The sequence below is a fragment of the Plantactinospora sp. ZYX-F-223 genome (genome assembly GCF_039649625.1).
Taxonomy (GTDB): Bacteria; Actinomycetota; Actinomycetes; order Mycobacteriales; family Micromonosporaceae; genus Plantactinospora.
This window is the reverse complement of sequence record NZ_JBDJAV010000025.1, coordinates 37,063-59,485: the sequence shown is the minus strand read 5'-3', so window position 1 is coordinate 59,485 and position 22,423 is coordinate 37,063. Positions and strand designations below refer to the sequence as shown.

24 protein-coding genes are annotated in these 22,423 nt (G+C 71.4%); 12 read left to right on the top strand and 12 right to left on the bottom strand.

The features are described 5' to 3' along the window. Nucleotides 1-207: 207 nt before the first annotated feature. On the top strand, nucleotides 208-648 hold the full coding sequence (locus tag AAH979_RS24595; protein WP_346260487.1) for a DUF6232 family protein: 441 nt from the start codon (nucleotides 208-210) through the stop codon (nucleotides 646-648). 110 nt (nucleotides 649-758) lie between these two features. On the opposite strand, the gene AAH979_RS24590 is transcribed toward AAH979_RS24595, so the two are convergent. Continuing rightward, nucleotides 759-1,625: a helix-turn-helix transcriptional regulator gene (locus tag AAH979_RS24590; protein ID WP_346260486.1), complete on the bottom strand. Its 867-nt coding sequence runs from the start codon at nucleotides 1,623-1,625 to the stop codon at nucleotides 759-761. A gap of 310 nt (nucleotides 1,626-1,935) precedes the next feature. Between AAH979_RS24590 and AAH979_RS24585 the strand changes: the two genes are divergently transcribed. Beyond that, nucleotides 1,936-2,121 carry a DUF397 domain-containing protein gene (locus AAH979_RS24585; RefSeq protein WP_346260485.1) on the top strand — a complete coding sequence of 62 codons (186 nt, stop codon included), beginning with the start codon at nucleotides 1,936-1,938 and terminating at the stop codon, nucleotides 2,119-2,121. Between the two features lie 154 nt (nucleotides 2,122-2,275). Here the strand turns inward: AAH979_RS24585 and AAH979_RS24580 are convergent, their stop codons facing one another. Beyond that, a complete protein-coding gene (locus AAH979_RS24580; protein WP_346260484.1) occupies nucleotides 2,276-2,587 on the bottom strand; it encodes a DUF3817 domain-containing protein in 312 nt (103 codons plus the stop codon). Between the two features lie 3 nt (nucleotides 2,588-2,590). After that, nucleotides 2,591-3,013, bottom strand: coding sequence for a hypothetical protein (locus AAH979_RS24575; RefSeq protein WP_346260483.1), 423 nt, complete (start codon nucleotides 3,011-3,013; stop codon nucleotides 2,591-2,593). Between the two features lie 135 nt (nucleotides 3,014-3,148). Here AAH979_RS24575 and AAH979_RS24570 point away from each other — a divergent pair, with 135 nt between their 5' ends. The 3 genes from AAH979_RS24570 to AAH979_RS24560 all read left to right on the top strand — a co-directional run bounded on the left by AAH979_RS24570 (nucleotide 3,149) and on the right by AAH979_RS24560 (nucleotide 4,456). Further along, complete coding sequence (locus tag AAH979_RS24570) at nucleotides 3,149-3,511, top strand: DUF6158 family protein (RefSeq protein ID WP_318394900.1); 363 nt, start codon at nucleotides 3,149-3,151, stop codon at nucleotides 3,509-3,511. Further along, nucleotides 3,508-3,846: a hypothetical protein gene (locus AAH979_RS24565; protein WP_346260558.1), complete on the top strand. Its 339-nt coding sequence runs from the start codon at nucleotides 3,508-3,510 to the stop codon at nucleotides 3,844-3,846. Before AAH979_RS24570 ends, AAH979_RS24565 begins: the two co-directional genes overlap by 4 nt. A 91-nt stretch (nucleotides 3,847-3,937) precedes the next feature. Further along, nucleotides 3,938-4,456, top strand: a complete 519-nt coding sequence (locus AAH979_RS24560; RefSeq protein WP_346260482.1) for a DUF1360 domain-containing protein — start codon at nucleotides 3,938-3,940, stop codon at nucleotides 4,454-4,456. A 23-nt stretch (nucleotides 4,457-4,479) separates the two neighbouring features. Here AAH979_RS24560 and AAH979_RS24555 read toward each other — a convergent pair whose 3' ends face one another. From AAH979_RS24555 to AAH979_RS24530, 6 genes are all read right to left on the bottom strand, one after another. Beyond that, a complete protein-coding gene (locus tag AAH979_RS24555; RefSeq protein ID WP_346260481.1) occupies nucleotides 4,480-4,674 on the bottom strand; it encodes a hypothetical protein in 195 nt (64 codons plus the stop codon). A gap of 26 nt (nucleotides 4,675-4,700) precedes the next feature. After that, on the bottom strand, nucleotides 4,701-4,922 hold the full coding sequence (locus tag AAH979_RS24550) for a hypothetical protein (protein WP_346260480.1): 222 nt from the start codon (nucleotides 4,920-4,922) through the stop codon (nucleotides 4,701-4,703). A gap of 339 nt (nucleotides 4,923-5,261) precedes the next feature. Continuing rightward, nucleotides 5,262-7,709 carry a penicillin-binding protein gene (locus AAH979_RS24545; protein ID WP_346260479.1) on the bottom strand — a complete coding sequence of 816 codons (2,448 nt, stop codon included), beginning with the start codon at nucleotides 7,707-7,709 and terminating at the stop codon, nucleotides 5,262-5,264. Nucleotides 7,710-7,913: 204 nt separating this feature from the next. Next, nucleotides 7,914-9,008 carry a 3-deoxy-7-phosphoheptulonate synthase gene (locus AAH979_RS24540; RefSeq protein ID WP_346260478.1) on the bottom strand — a complete coding sequence of 365 codons (1,095 nt, stop codon included), beginning with the start codon at nucleotides 9,006-9,008 and terminating at the stop codon, nucleotides 7,914-7,916. 318 nt (nucleotides 9,009-9,326) lie between these two features. Next, on the bottom strand, nucleotides 9,327-9,527 hold the full coding sequence (locus tag AAH979_RS24535; RefSeq protein ID WP_346260477.1) for a DUF397 domain-containing protein: 201 nt from the start codon (nucleotides 9,525-9,527) through the stop codon (nucleotides 9,327-9,329). After that, entirely contained in the window at nucleotides 9,520-10,389 is an 870-nt protein-coding gene (locus AAH979_RS24530) for a helix-turn-helix transcriptional regulator (protein WP_346260476.1), read from the bottom strand. The genes AAH979_RS24535 and AAH979_RS24530 overlap by 8 nt, the downstream gene beginning before the upstream one ends. Before the next feature lie 637 nt (nucleotides 10,390-11,026). Here AAH979_RS24530 and AAH979_RS24525 point away from each other — a divergent pair. Beyond that, nucleotides 11,027-11,275: a hypothetical protein gene (locus AAH979_RS24525; protein WP_346260475.1), complete on the top strand. Its 249-nt coding sequence runs from the start codon at nucleotides 11,027-11,029 to the stop codon at nucleotides 11,273-11,275. 143 nt (nucleotides 11,276-11,418) lie between these two features. On the opposite strand, the gene AAH979_RS24520 is transcribed toward AAH979_RS24525, so the two are convergent. From AAH979_RS24520 to AAH979_RS24510, 3 genes are all read right to left on the bottom strand, one after another. Further along, a complete protein-coding gene (locus AAH979_RS24520; RefSeq protein ID WP_346260474.1) occupies nucleotides 11,419-12,072 on the bottom strand; it encodes a nucleotidyl transferase AbiEii/AbiGii toxin family protein in 654 nt (217 codons plus the stop codon). A gap of 2 nt (nucleotides 12,073-12,074) precedes the next feature. Further along, a complete protein-coding gene (locus AAH979_RS24515; RefSeq protein ID WP_346260473.1) occupies nucleotides 12,075-12,428 on the bottom strand; it encodes a hypothetical protein in 354 nt (117 codons plus the stop codon). A gap of 143 nt (nucleotides 12,429-12,571) precedes the next feature. After that, a complete protein-coding gene (locus AAH979_RS24510; RefSeq protein WP_346260472.1) occupies nucleotides 12,572-16,288 on the bottom strand; it encodes a M12 family metallo-peptidase in 3,717 nt (1,238 codons plus the stop codon). A 174-nt stretch (nucleotides 16,289-16,462) separates the two neighbouring features. Between AAH979_RS24510 and AAH979_RS24505 the strand changes: the two genes are divergently transcribed. From AAH979_RS24505 to AAH979_RS24480, 6 genes are all read left to right on the top strand, one after another. After that, on the top strand, nucleotides 16,463-17,758 hold the full coding sequence (locus tag AAH979_RS24505) for a pitrilysin family protein (protein WP_346260471.1): 1,296 nt from the start codon (nucleotides 16,463-16,465) through the stop codon (nucleotides 17,756-17,758). Beyond that, on the top strand, nucleotides 17,758-19,119 hold the full coding sequence (locus tag AAH979_RS24500) for a pitrilysin family protein (protein ID WP_346260470.1): 1,362 nt from the start codon (nucleotides 17,758-17,760) through the stop codon (nucleotides 19,117-19,119). The genes AAH979_RS24505 and AAH979_RS24500 overlap by 1 nt, the downstream gene beginning before the upstream one ends. A 176-nt stretch (nucleotides 19,120-19,295) precedes the next feature. Further along, nucleotides 19,296-20,321 carry an aspartate-semialdehyde dehydrogenase gene (locus AAH979_RS24495; RefSeq protein ID WP_346260469.1) on the top strand — a complete coding sequence of 342 codons (1,026 nt, stop codon included), beginning with the start codon at nucleotides 19,296-19,298 and terminating at the stop codon, nucleotides 20,319-20,321. 57 nt (nucleotides 20,322-20,378) lie between these two features. Continuing rightward, nucleotides 20,379-20,816: a PPOX class F420-dependent oxidoreductase gene (locus AAH979_RS24490; RefSeq protein ID WP_346260468.1), complete on the top strand. Its 438-nt coding sequence runs from the start codon at nucleotides 20,379-20,381 to the stop codon at nucleotides 20,814-20,816. Between the two features lie 105 nt (nucleotides 20,817-20,921). Beyond that, a complete protein-coding gene (locus AAH979_RS24485; protein ID WP_346260467.1) occupies nucleotides 20,922-21,770 on the top strand; it encodes an NAD(P)-dependent oxidoreductase in 849 nt (282 codons plus the stop codon). A 157-nt stretch (nucleotides 21,771-21,927) separates the two neighbouring features. Then, the gene (locus tag AAH979_RS24480) at nucleotides 21,928-22,344 is read left to right on the top strand and encodes a CBS domain-containing protein (protein WP_346260466.1); all 417 of its coding nucleotides are present in this window, start codon (nucleotides 21,928-21,930) and stop codon (nucleotides 22,342-22,344) included. Nucleotides 22,345-22,423: the final 79 nt, after the last annotated feature.

The following is a 22,423-nucleotide window of genomic DNA, read 5'->3' as shown; positions in this document are numbered from 1 at the left end:
GCGTGCGCCCCAGATCGCTTGCAAGACGATCGGCATCCGGCTGCCACCAGATGCCGATCTCTACGAACCGTCCACACCAGCCCGCCTCAGGAGCCGTTGGAGGCAAGAATGGAGCCTACTCGCCCTCCCGTCCACCTGCCAGACGCGTCATTCGAGGTATCTGGACTGGCCCGCCCCCGTCCGGTCGACCTCTACCGGGCACCCGGCGTGCGGATCACCAACGAGGCATTCATCGTCGCCGGCCGCAAGTTCTCGATCTCCGAACTCACCCACCTGCAGACCGCCCGCGGGCCGCACGACCGACTGACGCTGCGAGCGGTGATGGTCACCGCCGCGGTACTCGTCGGCATCGGAGTCGCGCTGGGCTACACCGGTGACCTCTACCGGCTCCCCGCCACCACGTACGCCGGGCTCGGGCTCGCGGCCTTCGTGCCGGTCGGGCTCGCCCTGGTGGGCCACCGGTGGCGGCCGCCGGCGTACGAGCTGTGGGGGCGGTACAAGGGGGAGTCGGTGCTGCTGTTCAGCTCCGACCACGAGCGGCAGTTCGGTCAGGTGACCCGGGCGCTGATCCGGGCCCGGGAAGCCGCCCGGCTGGGCGGGCTGGCGTTCCCGCCAGCCTCGGACACCCCGTACGAGCCGATGCCCTAGGGAGCGCGTCCGTGGCGTGCCCGCCGGACCTTCGCCGGTCCGGCGGTGCCGCTCCGGGTTGGGCGACGACCGGCCGATCCGGACCGGTGCGCACGGCGGAGGGCCGCACGTCAGCCGGTCAGGCCGGCGGCGATCTCCGAGATCCGGCGCAGCGAGTCGGCCGGGGTCAGGGCCGCCTCGCGGAGCCCGGTGAAGGTCCGCAGGTGCGCGGTCACCGCCTCGGGGTCGTCGAGTACGTCCTCCAGGCCGGTGCTCTCCAGATAGACGACGTCGGCGTCCTCCCCGGCGGCGAAGCGTATGATCACGAACTGCCCGAGCGGGGTGTAGACGGTGGAGGTGAACGGCAGCACCTGGACGGTGATCCGGCCGGAGTCGGCGAGGCCGACCAGATGCAGGAGCTGCTCCCGGATGACGGCCGGACCGCCGGTCTGCCGGTGCAGCGCCGCCTCGTCGAATACCACGACAATGTTCGGCGGATCGGCCCGGCCGAGCATTTCCTGCTGGCGGCGCAACCGCAACGTGATGGAAGCCTGTGCCTCCTCGGGATCGTCCAGTTTGGGAATTGCCGTCTTCAGAACCGCCTGCGCGTACGCCTCTGTCTGGAGTAGTCCGGGCATGCCGACGGACTGGTAGAAATAGAGTTCCGAGGACTCCGCCTCCAGCCCGATATACGAATAATAGGCCGGACGCAGTGCGTCACGATATTGCGACCACCAGGTGCGCTGCCGGGACACCCGGGCCAGTTGCACCAGTTCGGCGACCTGTTCCGGATCGCGCACCTGATAGTAATTGAGTAACGCCTTGACGTCGTTGGTGGAAATCGAGACGTATCCCGCCTCTATCCGGATCAGCTTGGAGAGCGACCAGTCCATCGCGACGGCCGCCTGCTCCTGGGTGAACCCGGCGGCCTCGCGGGCCCGCCGGATCGCCGAGCGGAGCTTGCGGCGACCCACGGTCGGGCCGTACGCCGTAGTCATCGGGAACGCTCCCTTCAAACGGCGCCCCGGCGGCCGAGCGAGGGTCAATTCGGCTCATTCTGATCCCGGCAACCTGCCACCTGGCTACCGGCTACCTGCCAGATCGCCAGACTTTTGTGCAGGCTACACGGGCCCGCTGCGTTCCACCAGCGTCCCTGCTTGCCGCGACGACGCCATCACCGGTTGTGTCCATTGTCTACGGGTACATCATAATCGGGATATTGCGGGCTGTGCGGAATGCGGTCGTGAGGGTAGCCTCTCTCCCTGTCGCGGCACCTGCCGCAACGCTATTAGGTGCCGGGGAGGGCGCATGTCACAGACTGGTTCCGCCGAGCTCGACTGGCGGAAGAGCACCCGATGCGAATCGCAGCATTGTGTCGAGGTGGCTCAGGTCGGGGGCGGTGCCGCCGTCCGCGACTCGGTCGATCCGGAGCAGTCGCTGCTGTTCGGTGCGGGTGCCTGGCGGGCATTCGTGGACGGGCTCCGCAACGCGTGAAATCCGACCCCGGCGGCGTGATTCATTCACGTTCCGGCCTATCGGGCGCCACTGAGCATGGTGCGTGACCTCGCGTATCGCGAGACATTCAAATGAATGACCTCTTTGGTGGAACGGGGCGGCTCGCGGTCGGCGGCCGCCCCGGCGCGGCGGTTCAGCCGGCCACCGGCTCCGGCTGGCGCACCTGCCGGGTGACCGCCCGCTCGGCGAAGAACGAGACGAACGGGATCGTCCCGGCGAGCATGACCAGCACCATCCGGGTCAGTGGCCAGCGCGCCCGGCGCCCCAGGTCGAAGGTGGCCAGCAGGTACACCATGTAGAGGAAGCCGTGCGCCGGGCCGACCGTCTCGACGACCACGGGGTCGTGCCAGAGGTACTTGAGCGGCATGCCCACCACGACGAGCGCGATCAACACGACGCCGACCACGTAAGCGACCACACGGTAGCGGGTCAGGGCTGCGCCCACGGTTCATCCTTCCTGCTGCCGGCCCAGGCCGGGATAGTCGGCGGGGCGAGCGCCCGGATTGGCGTTCAGCCACCCGAGGTAGTGGTTGTATTCGGTCAGAGCCGGGTCCTCCGGGCCCTCGGCGGCCAGCCGTGGCCGGGTCGTGCGCACCGGTCGGCGTACCCCCGAAGTGGTCGCCCGGGCCGGCGGAGCGGCTGGCTCGGCGGCCGGTGGCCGGCCACCGCGCAGCGTGTAGCGCGCCTCACGCACCCAGAGGAAGACGACGAACCCGGCGAAGATCGGCCACTCGAAGGCGTACGCCCAGCTCAGGGTGTTGCCCCCCAGGGCCCGGCTGATCTGCCACCAGCCGAGGGCCAGGAAGCCGACGACCAGCGCGACGGTGAGCACGTGACGCACGATCCACGCCGGTGTGCACAGCCGTTTCATGCCCACGAGCGTACCGGGCGGGTCGGTCCCGACTCCGACGCGGCGTCGTAGTGTCGCCCGCCCGGTCGGGGTTTGGCACTACCCGGTTTGGGCAACCGTCTAGTCGTCCACCCAAACGAGTTATCGGGGGCGACGATGTCCGAATCAGTACGCCACGACGAGTTCTCCCCGGCCGACGTCGGGTCGCCGATCGACGCCAGCCCCGAACAGCGGGTCGGCCAGTGGGACGGTGACCCGGTCCGGCGCGGCGGCACGGCCAGCGACTTCGTGGCCGCCGAGGAGGAGGTCCTCGGCATCGACCCGGTCGAGCTGAGCGACGAGGACCTGTTCCGGGAGATGCACAGCCTGCACCGGACCAGGCTGGACACGCTCCGGCACGCCGCCGACACCGCGCTCGGCAACCACCTGCGGCGGACCGCCGAACTGGAGACCGAGTACCTGACCCGGCATCCGGGCCGGGAGGTCGACCCGAGCCGCCTACGGGACGGCGCGTGGTGACGGCCCGTGCCGAGCGGGGCATCTCCGCCCCACCGGAGGTGGTGTTCAGCACCGCCACCGACCCGGACCGGGTCGCGGCCTGGCTGCCCGCCCCGCTGCGCGCCGGCGGCGTGCCGGGAGCGGAACTGACCGCCGCCGACCTGCGGGCCCGGTGGCGCAGCGCCGGTCCCCCCGACTGGTCGGCCCAGTTGCAGGTGTCACCGGTCGACGCCGGTGGAGCCACCGTACGACTCGAACTGGAGGCCGATCCGCCGGAGCGGCGGCTGCACGAGATCGCAGACCAGTCACTGGCCAGCCTGGCCCGGGAGGTCGACGACAACCTCACCCCGGGGTGAGCGTGCCGGTGCCCCGGGACGGACGGCAGGCGGCTACAGCGGACGGCATGCGGCGGCGGCGGACGGCAGGCGGAATGCGGAACGAGGCGGGATGAACGTACGGAACAGGGTGGCACGACTCCGGCAGGCGTACGCGCCCGACGAGCACCGGCCGCTCGGCGGCTACCTGGCGGCGATGGGTACCTACGCCGGGGCGGCGCTGGCGCTGGCCGCCGCGGCGAAGACGACCGGGCGGCGGGCTCCGGACCGGCCGAGCACCTTCGACGTCGTACTGCTGTCGGTGGCCACCCACAAGCTCAGCCGGCTGCTCTCCAAGGACGCCGTGACCAGCCCGCTGCGCGCGCCGTTCACCCGGTACGACCGGCCGATCGGCAGCGGCGAAGTGATGGAGCAGGTACGCGACCAGGGCAGTTCGACCAAGCACGCCGTCGGCGAACTGCTCAGTTGTCCGTTCTGCCTGGCTGTCTGGGTCGCCACCGGGCTGACCGGCGGCCTGGTGCTCGCACCCCGGCTGACCCGACTGGTGGCGACGGCCCTCACCGCCGTCGCCGCCTCCGACTTCCTCCAGATGGGCTACGCCGTCGCGCAGCGCGCCGCCTCCCGGCCGTAAGCTGCGTGCGCCTCCACCCAGGCTCAGCGCTGCATGCCGGACCAGCCCCGGGGCGACTCCGGCTCCCGTTCGGTGTCGGTACCGGTGATGATCTCCTCGTCCACCGCCGTCTTGTCGTGTTCGGCGGTGAAGTCGGGGTCGTCCTGCGGCTCGGTGTCGCCGGGTGCCTGGCCGAGCGGAGCCAGGCGGGCCCGCTGCGGCCGGTCATCTTCGGTCATGATTTTCTCTCCTCGCCGTCCGGGGATCAGCCGGCCGTACCGCCGAGCAGGTCGGCGACCTCGTCGACCGCGTACTCGCCCTGCGGGAGCGCGGTGATCCTGGTCAGCAGTTCGGCAGACACCTCGGCGGCGACCGCCCGTCGCTGGATCTCCGACTGGGTGAGCCGCTCCTGACCGGCGTACAGGTCGTCGAGCAGTGCGTCGAGTTCCGGACTGGCCGAGTCGTCCCGGGTCGGTTGGTCGGTCACGGAGATCAGCTACCCGGTGCCGAATCGGCCAAACCCGCCCGAATGGCGGCCGGCCGTCCGATTCGCCGTACGCCCCCGACCGCCGCGGGGCGGTGACCCGTGCTCGGGACAGCCGGGTGACGTGCGTCACGGCAAAGGACGGAACACCGGACCCGGATCCGAGGTTGACTACGACTGTCGGTGTGTCCAGTGTCCCCGGGCCTCACCCAATTGCCTTCGCGGAATACCGTCCGGCTGGAGCCGCGTCGTGCCACTCGCCGAGAGGCGACCTGCACACCGACACCCGCGCCGCCCATGGCCTCGCCATGGGCGGCGTATCCTTTTCGCCCGCCGCCGGTGTCAGCCGCGCCGGCCGCCCGGGACGCCCCCGGAGGTACCGCCCTCGGTCGAGGTCTGACCGCCGCCGGGACCGCCCCGGCCGGGACCGTTCGCCGAGGACTGCCCGTTGCTGACCCGGAGCACCACCACACCGCCGGAAACGGTCCGGCCGTCCGGATCGGTGCCGGCGACCGTACCGTCCGGGCAGTTCGAGGCCACCCGGTTCGGGTCGACCTCCACCGTGAACCCGGCGTCGCGCAGCGCGGCGGTGGCGTCGTCGACCGAGCGGCAGGTGACCGACGGCACCGACTTCTGGTCTCCGTACACCAGCTTCTCGTCCGGCTTGGGGAAGTCCTTCTTCGGCTTCCCCTTCATCGCGTCGGCCAGCGTCTCGTAGACGGCCGGGTTCACGATGTCGTGGTCCATGTTGGTGGTGGTCTCCGGCCAGTCCGGGTTGGCCATGATGCCGGCGACCGAGAGCGTCGTGGTCATGGTCACCAGGGAGGCGGTCCGCTCGCTGTCCGTGGTACCGGTCTTGCCCGCCACCGGGTGGTCCACCACCCGGTACGCGTCCGCCTCCGTCGCGCCACGGCACCTGCCGTACGCGGACTGGTCGCCGACCGGGCACCGCGCCGCGTCGATGGCCGCCCGGGCCACCCCGGGGTCCACCGCCTGGTCACAGCGCGGCGAGGCGATGTCGAGCGCCTTGCCGGCGCGGTCCTTGACCTCCTGCACCGGGATCGGCTCGCAGTGCTTGCCGTCGGCGGCCAGCGTGGCGTACGAGTTGGCCAGGTCCAGCGGGGTGGTCGCCGAGACACCGAGGGTGAACGATCCCCAGCCGTCGGCCTGGGCCGGGTCGTTGGCCACCGCCGCCTCGCCCGGCTGCCGGAACCGGATCCCCATCCGCTGCGCCGCGTCGACGACCTTGGCCGCCCCGACCCGCTCCTCCAGCGGTACGAAGTAGGTGTTGACGGAGCGGCCGAACGCGCTCCACATGTCGTGCATGCCGGCCATGCTCTCGTTGTCGTTGCCCGGGCACCACCGCTCGGTGCCGGCGCAGGCCGAGTCGGTGCCGCGCTCCGCGGAGTACTTCGACGGGTAGCGCTGCGGCGCGTTGTAGGTGTGGCTGAGCGGGTAGCCCTGCTCCAGCGCGGCCACCATGGTGAACATCTTGAACGTCGATCCGGCCTGGTACCCGGCGACGTCACCGCCACCGGTCAGCAGCGGGTTGGTGGTACGCGGATAGGTGGCCCGCATCCCGGCGTCCGCCTGCTTCGGGTTGCTGGAGACCGGGTTCTTCGGCTTCGCCGGGTCGTCCAGCCCGAACGTCCGGTTGGTGGCCAGCGCGCGCACCCGGCCGGTGCCCGGCTCGACGGCCGCCACCATCAGGGCGTCCTTCCGTCCCGTGGGCAGGTACTGCTGCACGTTGGCGTAGGCGGCCTTCTGCACGGCCGGGTCGAGGGTGGTGACGATCCGGTAACCGCCGCCCTTGAGCCGCCGCTCCCGGTCGTACGAGGTGCGGCCGAACGCCTCCTGATCCATCCACCACCGGTAGAAAGAGTCGCAGAAGAAGCCCCAGTCGTTGTGTACCGAGCTGGTGCAGCCGTTGGCCGGCCGCTGCCCCTTGACCTTGAGCGGGGTGGCCAGCGCCGCCGCCTTCTCCTGCTCGGTGATCGCGCCGATCTCCTTCATCTGCCCGATCACCCAGTCGCGGCGGTCCACCGTCCGGTCGTGGCCGGGCCCCGCGCTGTCCAGCGCGTCGTAGTAGCTCGGCGACTTGACCAGGCCGGCGATCATCGCCGCCTCCGGCACGGTCAGGTTCTTCGGCTCCTTGCCGAAGTAGAACCGGCTCGCCGCCGCCACCCCGTACGTCCCGTGGCCGAACGGCGCCATGTTCAGGTAGCGCTCCAGGATCTGGTCCTTGGTCAGCTTGTTCTCCAGCGCCGCCGCCTGGCGCATCTCGCGTACCTTCCGGACGTTGGTGTCCTCGCTGGCCGCCACCACGTCGTTCGGGTCGGTCGCACCGTAGGTGATCGACATCCGGACGAGCTGCATGGTCAGCGTCGAGGCGCCCTGCCGGGAGTTGCCGGTGAAGTTCGAGATCAGGGCCCGCATGAAGCCCTTCACGTCGACCCCGTTGTGCCGGTAGAACGCGTGGTCCTCGGCGGCGATCATCGCGTCCCGCATCGCCGGGGAGATCTCGGCCAACGGGACGTCCTGGCGGTTCTCGTCGTAGAAGGTCGCCATCAGCGTCTTGTTGTCGGCGGCGAAGACCTGGCTCGCCTCCGGCACCTGCGGCACGGTCAGCTCGGTGGGCAGGTCCTGGAACGAGTCGGCGCCGGCCTTCGCCGCGAGCCCGGACATGGCCACCGCCGGGAACGCCGCACCGGCGACCACCACCCCGGCGAGCAGGGCGCAGATGAGCAGCGTGGCAGCCTTCGTCAGGCTACGTCGGCGGAGTTTCGGCATGATCGCGTGAACCTCTGGGTCTGGCGGGCAGGTCGCGGGCGGGCGGCCGGCGCGAGCACAACCGTACGCGCGCTTTTCGCCCTATTGATCCAGACGCCGCACCGAACCGCACGGTTGCGTCGCGGTGGATCTCCCAACTGACTGCTACGTCACACCCGCCAGTCTCGGCGGCGGCCCCGACCGGCCGCCGCCGATCCGGACAGGTCAGCCCAGCGTGGTACCCGCCGGTGCCGCCACCCGCCGGGCCCGGACCGCCGTCGCCAGCTCCGCCAGCACCTCCTCGGTCTCCGGCCAGCCGAGGCAGGCGTCGGTGATCGACTGCCCGTACTCCAGTGGCCGGGTCGGGTCCAGGTCCTGCCGGCCGGGTACCAGGAACGACTCCAGCATCACCCCGACGATGCCGCGCTCGCCGTCGGCCATCTGCCGGGCCACGTCGGCGGCGACCACCGGCTGCCGGCGGTGGTCCTTGCCGCTGTTGTCGTGGCTCGCGTCGATCACCAGCCGCTCGGGCAGCCCGGCCGCCCGGAGCAGCGAGAGCGACGCCGCCACCGACTCGGCGTCGTAGTTGGGCTCGCCCCGGCCGCCGCGCAGCACCAGGTGGCAGTCCGCGTTCCCCCGGGTGTGCATGATCGCCGGGGCCCCGGAGACGTCGATGCCGGGGAAGACGTGCGGCACCCCGGCGGCCCGGATCGCGTCGACCGCCGTACCGACGCTGCCGTCCGGGCGGTTCTTCATCCCGATCGGCATGGAGAGGCCGGACGAGAGCTGGCGGTGCACCTGGCTCTCGACCGTACGGGCTCCGATGGCGCCCCAGGCCACCGTGTCGGCGATGTACTGCGGAGTGATCGGGTCCAGGAACTCGCAGCCGACCGGCAGCCCCAGCCGGAGTACGTCCAGCAGCAGCGCGCGGGCGGCCCGCAGCCCGGCGTTCACGTCGCCGGAACCGTCCAGCCCGGGGTCGTTGATCAGGCCCTTCCAGCCGACGGTGGAGCGGGGTTTCTCGAAGTAGACCCGCATCACCACCAGCAGGTCGTCGGCGTGCTCGGCCGCCGCCACCCGTAGCCGTTGCGCGTAGTCCAGGGCCGCCGCGGGATCGTGCACCGAGCACGGGCCGACGACGACCAGTAGCCGATCGTCCTCCCGGTCGAGCACCCGGGCGACCGATCGTCGGCCGTCGAGTACGGCGCTGGCCAACGGCTCGTCCAGGGGCAGTTCGTGGTGCAGCAGCGCCGGGGTGGTCAGCGGCACGATCCGGTCGATGCGCTGGTCGCTGACCCGACCCATCCCAGTGGTGGTCATCGTCGAGGCTCCCTCTCTGCCGACCGCCACCCCGGGGCCGGCGCCCGGGAGCCGAGCCGGCTGTTTCCACGAAAAAAGCAGGGACGATGTCCCTGCTTCAGCCGGCTCTTGCTGGATGGTGACGTCAGGTCATGGCTGAGTCACCGGCTCCGGAGCCGGCTGACTAAACCATCGATAGGAACGCGCCACGGAGAGAACCATACCCGACGACGGTCCGCGCCGGACCGGGTGTCCAACTCCTGGTACGCGCGGAATTACTGGGTGGCGTGCTGAAGCGGACAGGCAGGGGCAAGACGGTCAGTGAGGGCTTTGCCGGAGTCAGGCGGTCGGTGCCTGCTTCGCGAAGTCGACGAAGGCTCGCCAGGGGGCGGGAGCGAACGTCAGCGTGCCGCCTTCGCGGTCCTTGGTGTCACGGACGAGGACTACGCCGGACAGATTGTCGGCGACCTCCACACACGCGCCACCCGACCCGTTGCTGCGGCTTGACTTGCGCCACTCGGCAGCGGTCTGGTCACTCATCGCGCATCTCCTTGGCGATCATCGCTATCAGGTCGGTCGACCGGGACAGATCGAGTGCCACCTCTTCGAGCGACCTCCATGCCTTAGCGTACGCCGCAACCTCTGTCGGTTTGTCGAGGTAGAGGGCGCCCGTCAGTAGCTCGCTGTAGACCGTGGTGGGCTCGGGAGTCCTGATCCCGAGCGGGGGAAATTCCAGGATGATGAACTGCCCGCCGGTCAGGGCAAAGGTCGGTGCTGCGGATCGCGGCACGACCTGAATGCTCGCCACTCCGTTCGTCACCTGGTTGTGGAGGTGAGCGAGCTGCCGACCCATGCCTGGAGCCTCTCGGCGTAGCACCCCCTCGTCCACGATTACCTCCAGGCGTGGTGGCTCCGGCTTCTTGCGCGTCAGGACTTTCTGGCGCTCCATCCGGACCTCGACCAGCCGTCCGACCTCGCGCGGTGGAAGGTCTGGATGCGACCGCAGCAGGTGTTCGGCGTACTCACGGGTCTGGAGCAGGCCGGGCAGTACGGCGGGTTCCCAGTGCCGGAGGCGGGAGGCTGCGGCTTCCAGGCCGACGTACAGCTCGAACCAGGCCGGCAGGGTGTCGCCATAGGCGTGCCACCATCCCTTCGCCTTGGTCTGGGCGGCGAGCTTCTTCAGCGCCTCGGTCATCTCGCCGGAGATGCCGTAGAGCCGGCACATCGCCTCGACATCACGTGCCTTGACGGCGGCCTGGCCGCCCTCGATCCGGTACATCGTGGAGCGCGACCATTCGAGGTCGGCGCCGGCGGCCTCCAGGGACAGCCCGGCCTGTTCGCGAGCCTGCCTCAGGAACCGGCCCAGTTGCCTGCGCGGTATGGACGATCCCACGTCCGTCATCGCCGGACCCCCTGTCTCAGATTGAAGCAATCAGTCGATCGATTCTGGGACTGTTTCCGGTGGATTGTGAAGAAGGAACGACTAGCGAGCGATGCGTCAGCTTAGACCGTTGCATGTCCCTTGTGGGGGCACCGAGAGTGGCAGCAGCAGGACCGCTCGGTGACCGCAAAGCGCCCGGGTGGAACTCGCACCGGGAGCCGGTCTCAGCTCTCCCACTGAGATCGGCTCCCGCCGACTCCCCGAGGAGGTACGTGATGAGGAAACTCCACCGGTTGCTGACCGACGTCCTGGTCGGCCCTCGGTTGCGGCATCGGCGGGACTGGCGTCGCCTCTGGCGCTACTGCCGGTGCGGCTTCCGCTGGCGGTGCCCGGACTCGATCGGATCGGTCCCGATGCCGTACGCGCCGAAGGTGCCGCCGCTCACTCCGGCCCCGTACCGGGCGGCCGTCCGGGCGGCGGCACCCATGGCCGTCGCGGCGGACAGCCGGTCGGCGTCCGTTCGGCCTCGGACCCGGAATGTCCGCGATTCACACTGGAACTCGCCGTCGAGGGAGCACGAGGGCGGCCGGGTTGGTGCGCTGACGCCCGGACAGGCCAGGCGGGCGCGCCGAGCCGAGGAAGTCCGACCGGCGGCGCCATGATCGGCCGCGAGGAGCGTTGGCGGCGGCACGTGCCGGTGCATCCCTCCTATCGGTGCCGAGCCTGCGGCGCCGACTGGCCGTGTCAGGACGCGCGGCTGGCGCTGCTGATCGGCTTCCGGGGTAACCGGGTGGGCCTGATGGTGTATCTCGGTAGCCACCTCGCCCGCGCACTGCGGGAACTGCCCGACGTACACCCCGCGCCGCTCGCCGACCGGTTCCTCCACTGGGTACCGCGCCGCCGCTGACCGACCCTGGCGTACGCCCGGCCCTGCCGTGGCAGACGCCGTGCCTCGACCTGGACAACAGAGGCGCTACAACTCTCCGGTAGCGCATCTGTTGTCCAGGTCAGTGCTCAGCGGTCTCGCGACGACCGGCCGGCGACACCGCCCTACCGCAGGTAGGCGATGAGTTCCTCACGCCACTGCGCAAATCGTTCGCGCATCCCATGGATGTGAGCGGAGTCGGCGCCGTAGGCGGCGAAACGCCGGTCCGGATAGCGTTCCAACATTCCGAACAGGTCCGCCAGGACGCGTCGGTCGAACCCTGCGTCGGACTGTTCGGCCAACTCGCACAGCCGCATCCGGCTGTAGCGCCCGGTGGTGACGGCCGCGTCGATGTCCAGAAAGTCCCGAGGTTCGGCCCGTGTGTACAGGGCGGACATCTTGCCCGCGACGACATCGTCGGCGTGCAGGACTGGCCCTACATCCATCATCACCGGCGGCAACGCACGCCAGTTGGCTGCCAGTTCGACCTTGTACGGCTGCTCCGGGTGAGCGGGATGCGTTACTGCGAGCCGGGCGAACGTGTCGAACCGCTGCGTCACCTCGACTGAATACCCGCCGTCGCGATAACCGTCGATGACGGCGTCCACGGCAGCGGCGAATTCATCCCGTCGCTCCCACGCCGTGAACAGGTCGATGTCTTCGCTGGGGCGGTCCAGGATGCCGTGGGCTTGTACGGCGAATCCGCCGGCCAACGCAAATCCGTAACGGGCAGCGACCCGCAGCCCGATCTCCGCCAGTCGGAGTTGTGCAGGGTCCACCCCTACCCGGCCATCGACTGGGGCGGCGTGGTCAGTTCGGGAAAGCGTGCCTGCCACAGCGCTCGCAGTCGAGCAGGGAGCCAGAGGCTCGGCCACAGCCGCCGCAACGTCGGACCGTCCAGCCACCGGCACAGGTCCGTGACGGAATTGGCCTGGTTCAGCACCGTCTGGTACATCAGTTGGAGGTCGCCGGGGTCGTCCAGGTCGTACGTGCGGTCGCCAGACCAGTCGAGCGACCGGTCGAGGGTCACCACCGAGCCGACGGGACCGCGCAGGTCGGTGAGGTTCGTGGCGACGACGAAGTGCCGCTGGTCCACGTACCGCGACCCCGGCGGCGCACCATCACCTCGGGCCATTCCTCCACCTCCTGACCTCGATCGTACGTCTGAACCGACGCTGTCATCGACGGACAGGGTTTGCCGCGCCGCGGACGAGGCACGGGTGTGTGCGGGGCCCTTCCTATCCAGAAGATCCGATAGGAAGGGCCCCGCACACCTCGTCAGAGGACCAGCAGCGCCCCGCTGGTCAGGTTGATCTCCTGGGTGGCCAGGCCGGTCCAGTCGGAGGAGAGGAGCAGCCGGTCGCCCTCGGTCAGGGTGACCGCGACGCTGTCCCTACCGCCGAGCGGGCCACGGTCGGTGCCGGTGAGCCGGAGGGTGAGTCCGGTGGCCACCGTGACCGGGCGGCGGGAGTCGGTGACGTCGTACAGGCCGGCTCGGGTGCGCAGGTCGAGGCGGTCGGTACCGCCGCTGGACCGTACGCCGAACGAGTCGAGCCCGACGCCCCGGATCTCGTATTTCCGACCCTCGGAGCGGAAGGAGACGATGGTCGTACCGGTGCCGCCGAGCCGGGTCTGCGCGACCAGGACGGTGAGGTCGACCCGGGACTTCGGATCCACCGGGTACGCCCCGGCCGACCTGGACGGGGTCACCGAGCCGCCGCCGAGCACCACCCGGGTGTCGGACCGGGCCACCTCGACCCGCCCCTTCGTGCTGCCCGCGTAGTTGCCGCCGAGCGTGACGGTCACCTCGTGACCGCCGGTCGGCAGGCTCGCCCGGCAACTCGCCACCGAGCCGAAGCCGTCGGTGCCGAGCGGTGCCGGTACGTCCGCGCAGAGCGTCCGGCCACCGGCGGCGAAGGTCACCGTGGCAGTTGAGACGTCACCCGGCCACGGCTCGGCCCCGGGGTACGGCGAGATCTCCCGCAGGGTGGCCTGGAGCAGCACCTCCGCGTTCGGACCCGAGCCGGACACCAGGGTGTCCCCGGTGTACGCCAGCTCCGCCGACTCCGGCAGCACCCGGATCAGGAACGAGACGGTCCCGGTCAGCCCGTGCTGGTCGGTGACGGTCACCGTCACCGGGTAGTCGCCCGGGGCCGCCCGGTTGTTGCCGACGACGCCCCAGACGGCGGGCTCGCCGTTGCCGTCCGGTTCCTCCGGCGTCTTGGCGCCGAGCAGCAGGCCGGCGGGGAGCCCGGTGGCGGTCGCGGTGAGCTGCCCCGGACCGCCGTCCGGGTCGGTGGCGGTGACCCGCACCTCCGGCAGGATCGGGTCGCTGTACTGGACCGTCACCACCTCACCCGGCCCGCTGAGGGTCACCTTCGGGGTGGCCCGGAGCGCGAAGTCGGCGTCGTTCAGGTCGAAGAAGACGTTGCCGACCGCCTCGATCCTGATCCGGGCCGCCTTGGCGCCGACGTTCGGCAGGGTCACCGTCTCGGCGCCATCGTTGGCGGTCCGCTCCGCGAGGACGTACCCGAAGGTCCTGCCGCCGTCGACGGAGAGCGAGATCTTCACCTCGCTGACCCCGATCGGCGCGGCGTCGGTGCCGGCCACGTCCCAACTCACCGGCAGGGCCGTGCCGCCGGCCAGGGTGTCGGCGGTGGCCTGCGAGGTGACCAGGAACGGCCCGGCGGCCGGGGCCAGGGTCAGCGCGGTGTCGGCGCTGCCGATCCCGCCCGCCCCCGGGTGCCCGTCCCGGGCGGTGAGCCGGAAGTGCAGGGTGCGGTCACCGGTGAAGCCGACCCAGTCGGCGGTGGGCAGGAACTCCGAGTAGCAGTCGACGATCTCCGGCGGCACGTTGCTCGCCCCGCCGCTGACCGGTGGCGGCGGCGCGGCCGGGCAGGTGCCGGTCCTGGCGTTGGTGTTGTTCGCGGCGATCTGCGCCAGGTCCGGGAAGACCCGGGTCGGGTCGGTGGTGACGGCGTTCAGCCCGGGGGAGTGGTATTCCAGGGTGTCGGTCGGGCTGACGATCGCCGCCGTGCCGAACTGCCGGAACAGCGGACCGTTGGTCTTGGTGTTGCTGACCAGCGCGGTCCCGGCGGTGCTGCCGCCGCTGACGCCGCCCCGGTCGTTCTGCTCCCAGAGGTACGTCACCGTGTCGCCGTCCGCGTCGGTGGCGCTGCCGGTCAGCGCGAACGGGGTACGGACCGGAATCGTGTACGCGGCCGGCGCGGTGACCACCGGGGCGGAGTTGCCGGTCTGCTCCACCTGCCAGCCGCCGTTGTCGATCGGGCCACCCTTGACCGTCTCGCCGACGAACCCCTCCGCGCCGGTGGCGTTGGTGACGGCGAGCGCACCGACGTTGACGGCCGCCACCGGGCCACCGGCGAAGGTGACCTGGAACCCGCTGTCGTCCAGCAGGCCGGTGCCGCCGAACGGTGCGACGGCGACGATCGCGCCGGCCGGCCAGCCGGGGATCGCCTCGATCGCCGCCTTGATCCCGGCCGCGCTGTAGTTGCCGCCCCGGACGATCGGCGCCGACTCGGCACCGCCGTAGCGCAGCGTGAACGAGTCGCCGTCGGTGTCGAACTCGCGCAGCGAGACGTTCTGCACCTCGTTGACGGCCGGGCGGGCCGAGCTGACGTACGTGGTGATCTCGGTGTAGCTGCGCTGCGACCAGTACGGGTCGCTGTGCGGTTGCAGGTTGTCCTGCTGGCAGATGCCGGCGTACGCCATGATCGACGAACCGCTGCCCGGCTCGTACGAGTTGGCCGCGCTGCGGTTGCCGCCGGAGCAGTTCCACTGGGTGCCGTTGAAGGTGTGGTTGCCGGCGAACTGGTGGCCGATCTCGTGCGCGACGTAGTCGACCGCGAAGTAGTCGCCGACCGGGGTCGGCAGGCCGGTGCAGCCGCGCGCCTTGTTCGCCCCGCCGACCACGCCCAGGCCGGCGACGCCGCCGCCGTTCACGCCCAGCCCGATGTGCCCGACGTCGTAGTTGGACGCCCCGACGAGCTGGCCGAGCACGATGGTGTTGCGGCTCAGCGTGCCACTGCCGCAGGAGGAGAGCTGTGCCGCCGTGTAACAGGGCGCCGCCCCGCACGGCCCGTTCGGCCCGGTCGCCTCGGCCGGTGTGTTCAGGTTGGTCTTGTCGGTCTCGTCGACCAGCACCAGCCGGATCGCGGTCTCGTCGGAGTAGATCTGGGTCACCCGGTTCACCAGCGTCACCTTGGCGGCCGTCACGTTCGCGGCACCGAAGTAGCTGGCGTAGGACGGGTCGGTGACCAGGGCCAGCCGGTACGTCCGCAGTGTCACGTCGCCGCCGGCCGCGCCCGGGGCCGCCCCGACGTCGTCGGCGAGCGCCTCGGCGGCGTGCGCCACGTCCTCCCGCTCGACGAACGGCCCGTCGGGGTTCGTGGCGTCCTGCACGTAGTAGCTGGCGTACCGGCCCTGGTCCTGCCGGCTGTACGGGTCGACGTACCAGACGCCGCGCTCGGACCGGACGGAGGCGTGGAAGCCCAGCGGGGTGAGGTCGGCCCGGACGGTCGCGGTCGGATCGTCCAGCCCTCTGCCGGCGTACGTGCGGATCTCCGGGTGCCGGGCGGCCAGGCCGGGCGCCATCACCGGCGAGTCGACCAGCGCGAACCGCTGGAACGTGCCGTCCGGCGCGGGCAGCGTCACCACCAGGGACCGGGCCGGGGCGGTGCCGCCGCGCTCCTCGGGCGCCCGGTCCAGTGTGGCCGCGAGGCTCGCCCGGTCCAGGGCGTACCCGGTGAACCGGCTGGCCCGGATGTCGGTGGGCCCGGCGGCCCGGGCGGCGCTGGAGCCGTCGGCGAGCCGGGTCCACGGGTTGGCCGGCTGGTCCGGCGCGGAGCTGGCCGGGGTGGGGGTGGCCAGCATCGGCAGTACCCCGGCGGCGAGGGCGGCCACCGTGAGGGTGGCCAGGCGTCGACGGGGTGCCGCCCGGCCGCGGGTGGCGGTGGGTAACGAGGAGGTCGTCAACTCTGTCTCCTTGGGACTACTCCGGGCGCCGGTCGGTCGCGCGGGCGTTCCTGCCACCCGGCCAGGTCCATCGACCAGTTGCGGGTGATCGCACGATAGGCGCCCGGACCGGCGGTGAACAGCCTCCGGCGGGGTTGTCCGCGCCGGGGCGGGTCGATCGGATAGCGTCGTGCCATGCCCGAGACCGGTTATCCCTGGCCGATCGAGACCACCCGGCTGGACAACGGCCTGCGCGTGGTGGTCAGCGAGGATCGCAGCGCGCCTGTCGTCGCGGTCAACCTCTGGTACGACGTCGGCTCACGGCACGAGCCCGACGGCCAGACCGGCTTCGCCCACCTGTTCGAACACCTGATGTTCGAGGGCTCGGTCAACGTGGCCAAGACCGAGCACATGCAGTTGGTGCAGGGCTCCGGCGGCTCGCTGAACGCGACCACCAACCCGGACCGGACCAACTATTTCGAGACGCTCCCCTCCGAGCACCTGGAACTCGCGCTCTGGCTGGAGGCGGACCGGATGGGCGGCCTGGTGCCGGCGTTGACCCAGGAGACCCTGGACAACCAGCGTGAGGTGGTGAAGAACGAGCGGCGGCAGCGCTACGAGAACGTCCCGTACGGCGACGCCTGGCTGCGCCTGCTGCCGCTGCTCTATCCGCCCGGCCACCCGTACCACCACGCCACCATCGGCTCGATGGCCGACCTGAACGCCGCCGACCTGGCCACCTTCCAGGCGTTCCACACCACCTACTACGCACCGAACAACGCGGTGCTCACGGTGGCCGGGGACGCCTCGGCCGCGGAGGTCTTCGCGCTGGCCGAGCGCTACTTCGGCAAGCTGGTGCCGCAGTCGGACATCCCGCCGGCCCCGGACGGCAGCGTGGTGCCGACCACCGGAGTCCCGGCCCGGGAGACCGTCACCGCGGACGTGCCCGCGCCGCGGGTCTATCTGGCGCACCGGACCCACCCGTTCGGCGGCCCCGGCTACGACACGGTGACCGTGCTGGCCACGCTGCTCGGCAGCGGCCGGGGCAGCCGGCTCTACCAGCGGCTCGCCGACGGGGCCCGGCTCGCCCAGCCGGACAGCGTCGGCGCGTTCGGCGTCGACCTGGCGTACGCGCCGGCTCCGCTGCTCGTCACCGCCACCGCCCGGGACGGGGTGACCGCCGAGGAGTTGGAGGCCGGGCTCGTCGAGGTGCTGGACGGGCTGGCCGACGGGGTGACCGGGGCCGAACTCGACCGGGCCAAGGCGCTGCTCACCACCGGCTGGTGGCGGCAGCTCGCCAGCGTGGACGGCCGGGCCGACATCCTCGGCCGGCATGCCACCCAGCTCGGCGACCCGGCCCGGGCGGCCGACCGGCTGCCGGGCTGGCTCTCGGTCACCGCGGAGCAGGTGAGCGGGCTCGCCGCCGAGCTGCTCCGGCCCGAGGACCGGGCGACCCTGACCTACCTGCCGGAGACCCAGGAAGAGGCGTGATGACCGAGCCGGGACCGATCCTGATCACCGAACGGCCGCCGACCGGCGCCGCCCGGCCGTACGCCTTTCCCCGGGTGGTCCGCAAGGCGGTGGCTGGCGGCAAGGTCGTCGCCGCCCACCTGCCGGGGCACCACCTCGCCGTCGCGGTGCTGCTGCTCGACGGCGGCGCCGGGCGCGAGCCGCTCGGCCGGGAGGGGCTCTCCGGAGTACTCGCGAAGGCGCTGGAGGAGGGGACCACCCGGCGCGACTCCACGGCGTACGCGCTCGCGCTGGAGGGGCTCGGCACCGAGCTGACGATCAGCACCGACTGGGACGCGTTCCAGGTCAGCGTGCAGGTCCCGGTCGAGCGGCTGCCGGCCGCGGTGGAGCTGCTGGCCGAGGCCGTCCGGACGCCGCGGCTCGACCCGGCGGACATCACCCGGGTACGCGACGACGAGGTCACCGCGCTGCGGATGTACTGGGCGAACCCGGGGCCACGGGCCGACGCCGCGCTCCGCGCCGACCTGTTCGGGGCCGACCAGCGGCCCGGCCGCCCGATGGACGGTGACCCCGACTCGGTCGCCGCGGTCACCGTCGACGACGTCACGTCGTTCCACGCCGCCTGGCTGACCCGGTTCGGCACCCTGCTGGTCGTCGGCGACCTCGACCGGATCGACCTCGACGTGCTCGGCACCACCGCGTTCGCCGGTGCGGACGGTGCGGTGCAGCCGGCCGGCCCGCCGCTGGAGGTGCCGGTACGCGACGAGCGGCGGATCATCCTGGTCGACCGGCCCGGCTCGGTCCAGTCCACGCTGCGGCTCGGGCACCCCGCACCGCACCGGGCACACCCGGACTACGTGCCGATGACGCTGGCCGCCACGGTGCTCGGCGGTGCGTTCACCTCCCGGCTGAACCACCTGATCCGGGAGGTACGCGGCTACACGTACGGGATCCGGGCCGAGTTCGGCCACTCGCGGCGGTTCGGGCGGTTCGTGGTCAGCTCCGGGGTGCAGACCGCGGTGACCGGTCCGGCCCTGGTGGACGCGGTGGGCGAGATCACCCGTACCCGGGACTCCGGGGTGACCGAGCCGGAGCTGGCGGTCGCCCGGGCCTGGCGGGCCGGACAGCTCTCGGTGGAGTTGCAGACTCCCCGGGCCATCGCCAGCGCGCTCGCCACCCTGGTCGTGCACGGCCTGCCGGACGACTACCACGCGACGCTGCGCGAGCAGTTGCTGTCGACCGCCGAGCCGGCGGTGTCGGCGGCGGCCGCGACGCACCTGCACCCGCAGGGGCTGACCCTGGTGATCGAGGGTGACGCGGCGCTGATCCGGGACGAGCTGGTCGCCAGCGGGCTCGGCGAGGTGGTCGACGCCGCCGGCTGACGCCCTGTGCCGGACCGCCCTGTGCCGGACCGCCCTGTGCCGGGCGGCTTACGTCACCCGCCGCTGGTGACTCGCCGATGCCCTACCGGCTGGTCGGCCGCACCCGGCCGACCGGATGCTGGGCGGTGCGGTAATCGGCTTGCCGGGCCACCCGAGCGGCTGGGTAGCCTCGCGGTATGAGGATCGGCATTGTGGGGGCCACCGGGCAGGTCGGTGGCGTGATGCGGCGGATACTCGCCGACCGCCAGTTTCCGGTGGACGAGCTGCGGCTGTTCGCCTCGGCCCGGTCGGCGGGGCGCAGCCTGCCCTGGCGGGACGGTGAGGTCACCGTCGAGGACGCGGAGACCGCTGACTACGCGGGGCTGGACATCGCGCTCTTTTCGGCCGGAAAGGGTACGAGCAAGGCGCTCGCCCCCCGGGTCGCCGAGGCCGGCGCGGTGGTGATCGACAACTCGTCGGCCTGGCGGATGGATCCCGAAGTGCCGCTGGTGGTCGCCGAGGTCAACCCGCACGCCGTCGCCGTACGCCCCCGGGGCATCATCGCCAACCCCAACTGCACCACCATGGCGGCGATGCCGGTGCTGCGCCCCCTGCACGCCGAGGCCGGACTGCTCAGCCTGGTGGTGGCGACCTACCAGGCGGTCTCCGGCTCCGGGCTGGCCGGGGTCGCCGAGCTGGACGAGCAGGTCCGCAAGGTCGCCGACGGCGCCGCCGCGCTCGCCTTCGACGGCCGGGCCGTCGAGTTCCCGGCCCCCCGGCAGTACGCCCAGCCGATCGCCTTCAACGTGCTGCCGCTGGCCGGCTCGATCGTCGACGACGGGTCGGCGGAGACCGACGAGGAGCAGAAGCTCCGCAACGAGAGCCGCAAGATCCTGGAAATCCCCGAGCTGAAGGTCTCCGGCACCTGCGTCCGGGTGCCGGTCTTCACCGGGCACTCGTTGCAGGTCAACGCCAGGTTCGCCCGGCCGCTCCGCCCAGAGCGGGCCCGCGAGCTGCTGGCCGGGGCGCCCGGGGTGGCGCTGGCGGACGTACCCACTCCGCTGCTGGCGGCCGGGCAGGACCCGACGTACGTCGGCCGGTTCCGGGTCGACGAGACTGTCGAGCACGGGCTGTCGTTCTTCTGCTCCAACGACAACCTGCGCAAGGGTGCGGCGCTGAACGCCGTACAGATCGCCGAACTGGTGGCCGGCGAGTCACGGTGACGTCCGGCTCCGCCGGCCGAGTAGGGTTGGAGCGATCTTGCTCGGGAGGTGGGCGTGATGGACGGCCGGACGGAACAGGCGCTGCTCGGCATCATCCGGGACGGGTCGCTCGGCGTGCTGGCGACGCTCAAGCGGGACGGCCGGCCGCAACTGTCCAACGTCAACTACACCTTCGACCCGGAACGCCGGCTGATCCGGGTCTCCGTCACCGACGACCGGGCCAAGACCGCCAACCTGCGGCGTGATCCCCGGGCGAGCTTCCAGGTCAGCACCCCGGACGGCTGGGCGTACGCGGTCGCCGAGGGCACCGCCGTGCTGACCCCGGTGGCGGCCGAGCCAACCGACCCGACGGTCGAGGAACTCGTCGACGTCTACCGGGCGGTCCAGGGCGAGCACCCGGACTGGGACGACTACCGCCGGGCGATGGTCGCGGACCGCCGACTGGTGTTGCGACTCCCGGTCGAGCGCGTGTACGGCGCACCGCCGCGCGGCTAGCCGAGCCTGTCCGGCACCGGCCCCGGCACGGCACCGGCGCCCGGGGTCGGCGCTGTCGTCGATCGCACGCTGAGGTCCGGGCCCGGCACGTCGAGGGGAAGTTCGATGAGAGTCTGCGTCACCGGAGCCAGTGGCAAGGCCGGTCGGGCCACCGTGGCACACCTGCTGGCGTACGGCCACCAGGTGGTCGCCACCGACGTCGAGCCGGCGCCGGCCGACCTCGGGGTGCCGCTGCTCCGGGCCGACCTGACCGCCTACGGGCAGGCGGTCGAGGTGCTGCACGGCACCGAGGCGGTGGTGCACCTGGCGAACATCCCCGCCCCGGGGCTGCGGACTCCGGCGCTGACGCTGAGCGCCAACACCACGATGAACTCAAACGTCTTTCTCGGCGCGGCCCAGCTCGGCCTCACCCGGGTGGTCTGGGCGTCCAGCGAGACCACGCTCGGGCTGCCGTTCGACACCCCGCCCCGGTACGCGCCGGTGGACGAGGCGCACTTCCCGGTGCCGACCACGACGTACGCGCTCTCCAAGGTGGTCAGCGAGAGCCTGGCCGAGCACATCGCCGCCTGGTCCGGCATCCCGTTCGTCGGGCTGCGGCTCTCCAACATCTTCCTGCCGGAGGACTACCGGCGGGTGCCGTCGTTCTGGGCCGACCCGCACAGCCGGAAGTGGAACCTCTGGGGCTACATCGACGTACGCGACGTAGCCGAGGCGTGCCGGCTCGGCCTCGAAGCGCCGGTCGCCGGGGCCCGGAACGTGATCATCGCAGCGGCCGACACCATCATGGACCGGCCCTCGGTCGAGCTGCTCGCCGAAGTCTTCCCGGAGGTGCGGCTGAGCCGGGAGGTCGGCGAGTTCGAAACCCTGCTCGCCATCGACGGGGCCCGGGACCTGCTCGGCTTCGCACCGCAGTACTCGTGGCGCGACCACGTCACCGGAGCCGACCGAGCCTGACCGGCATTGCCTCGGTACGGACAAATCGCCTAGACGCGTATCAGGGTCATCCGCCGTACCGATCGGTGTCGGAGATACCTGCCAGGTCCCCCTCTGCGGTGTTACGTCGAGGTCTGCCCGGGTAGACCGGGGCGGCCGACATTGAGAGGGGAGCAGGATGACGACCGTCGGAGAGTTCATGACGACCCGCTTGGTGACCATGGACGGCGGCGACACGCTCACCGCTGCCGCTCAGGAGATGCGGGACAGCGCCATCGGCGACGTGATCGTGACCAACGGGGACAACGTGATAGGTATCGTCACCGACCGCGACATCACGGTGCGTGGGGTGGCCGAACAGTTGAACCCGTCGAGCGCCACGCTGAGCCAGATCCTTACCCAGGACGTGGTGACCGTGACGCAGTACGACGACGCGGTCGCCGCCGCCGACCTGATGCGGACGTACGGCGTACGGCGATTGCCGGTGGTCGAGGACGGCCGACTGATCGGCTTGGTCTCCCTCGGCGACCTCGCGGTCGAGCGGGAGCCGCAGTCCGTGCTCGCCGACATCAGCGCCGATGAACCGAACAACTGAGACTGGCCCGACGGGCCCGGGCGACAACGGCGTCCCCGGGCTCGTCGGGCTACGCCACGCTGTCGAACCGTACCCGGAC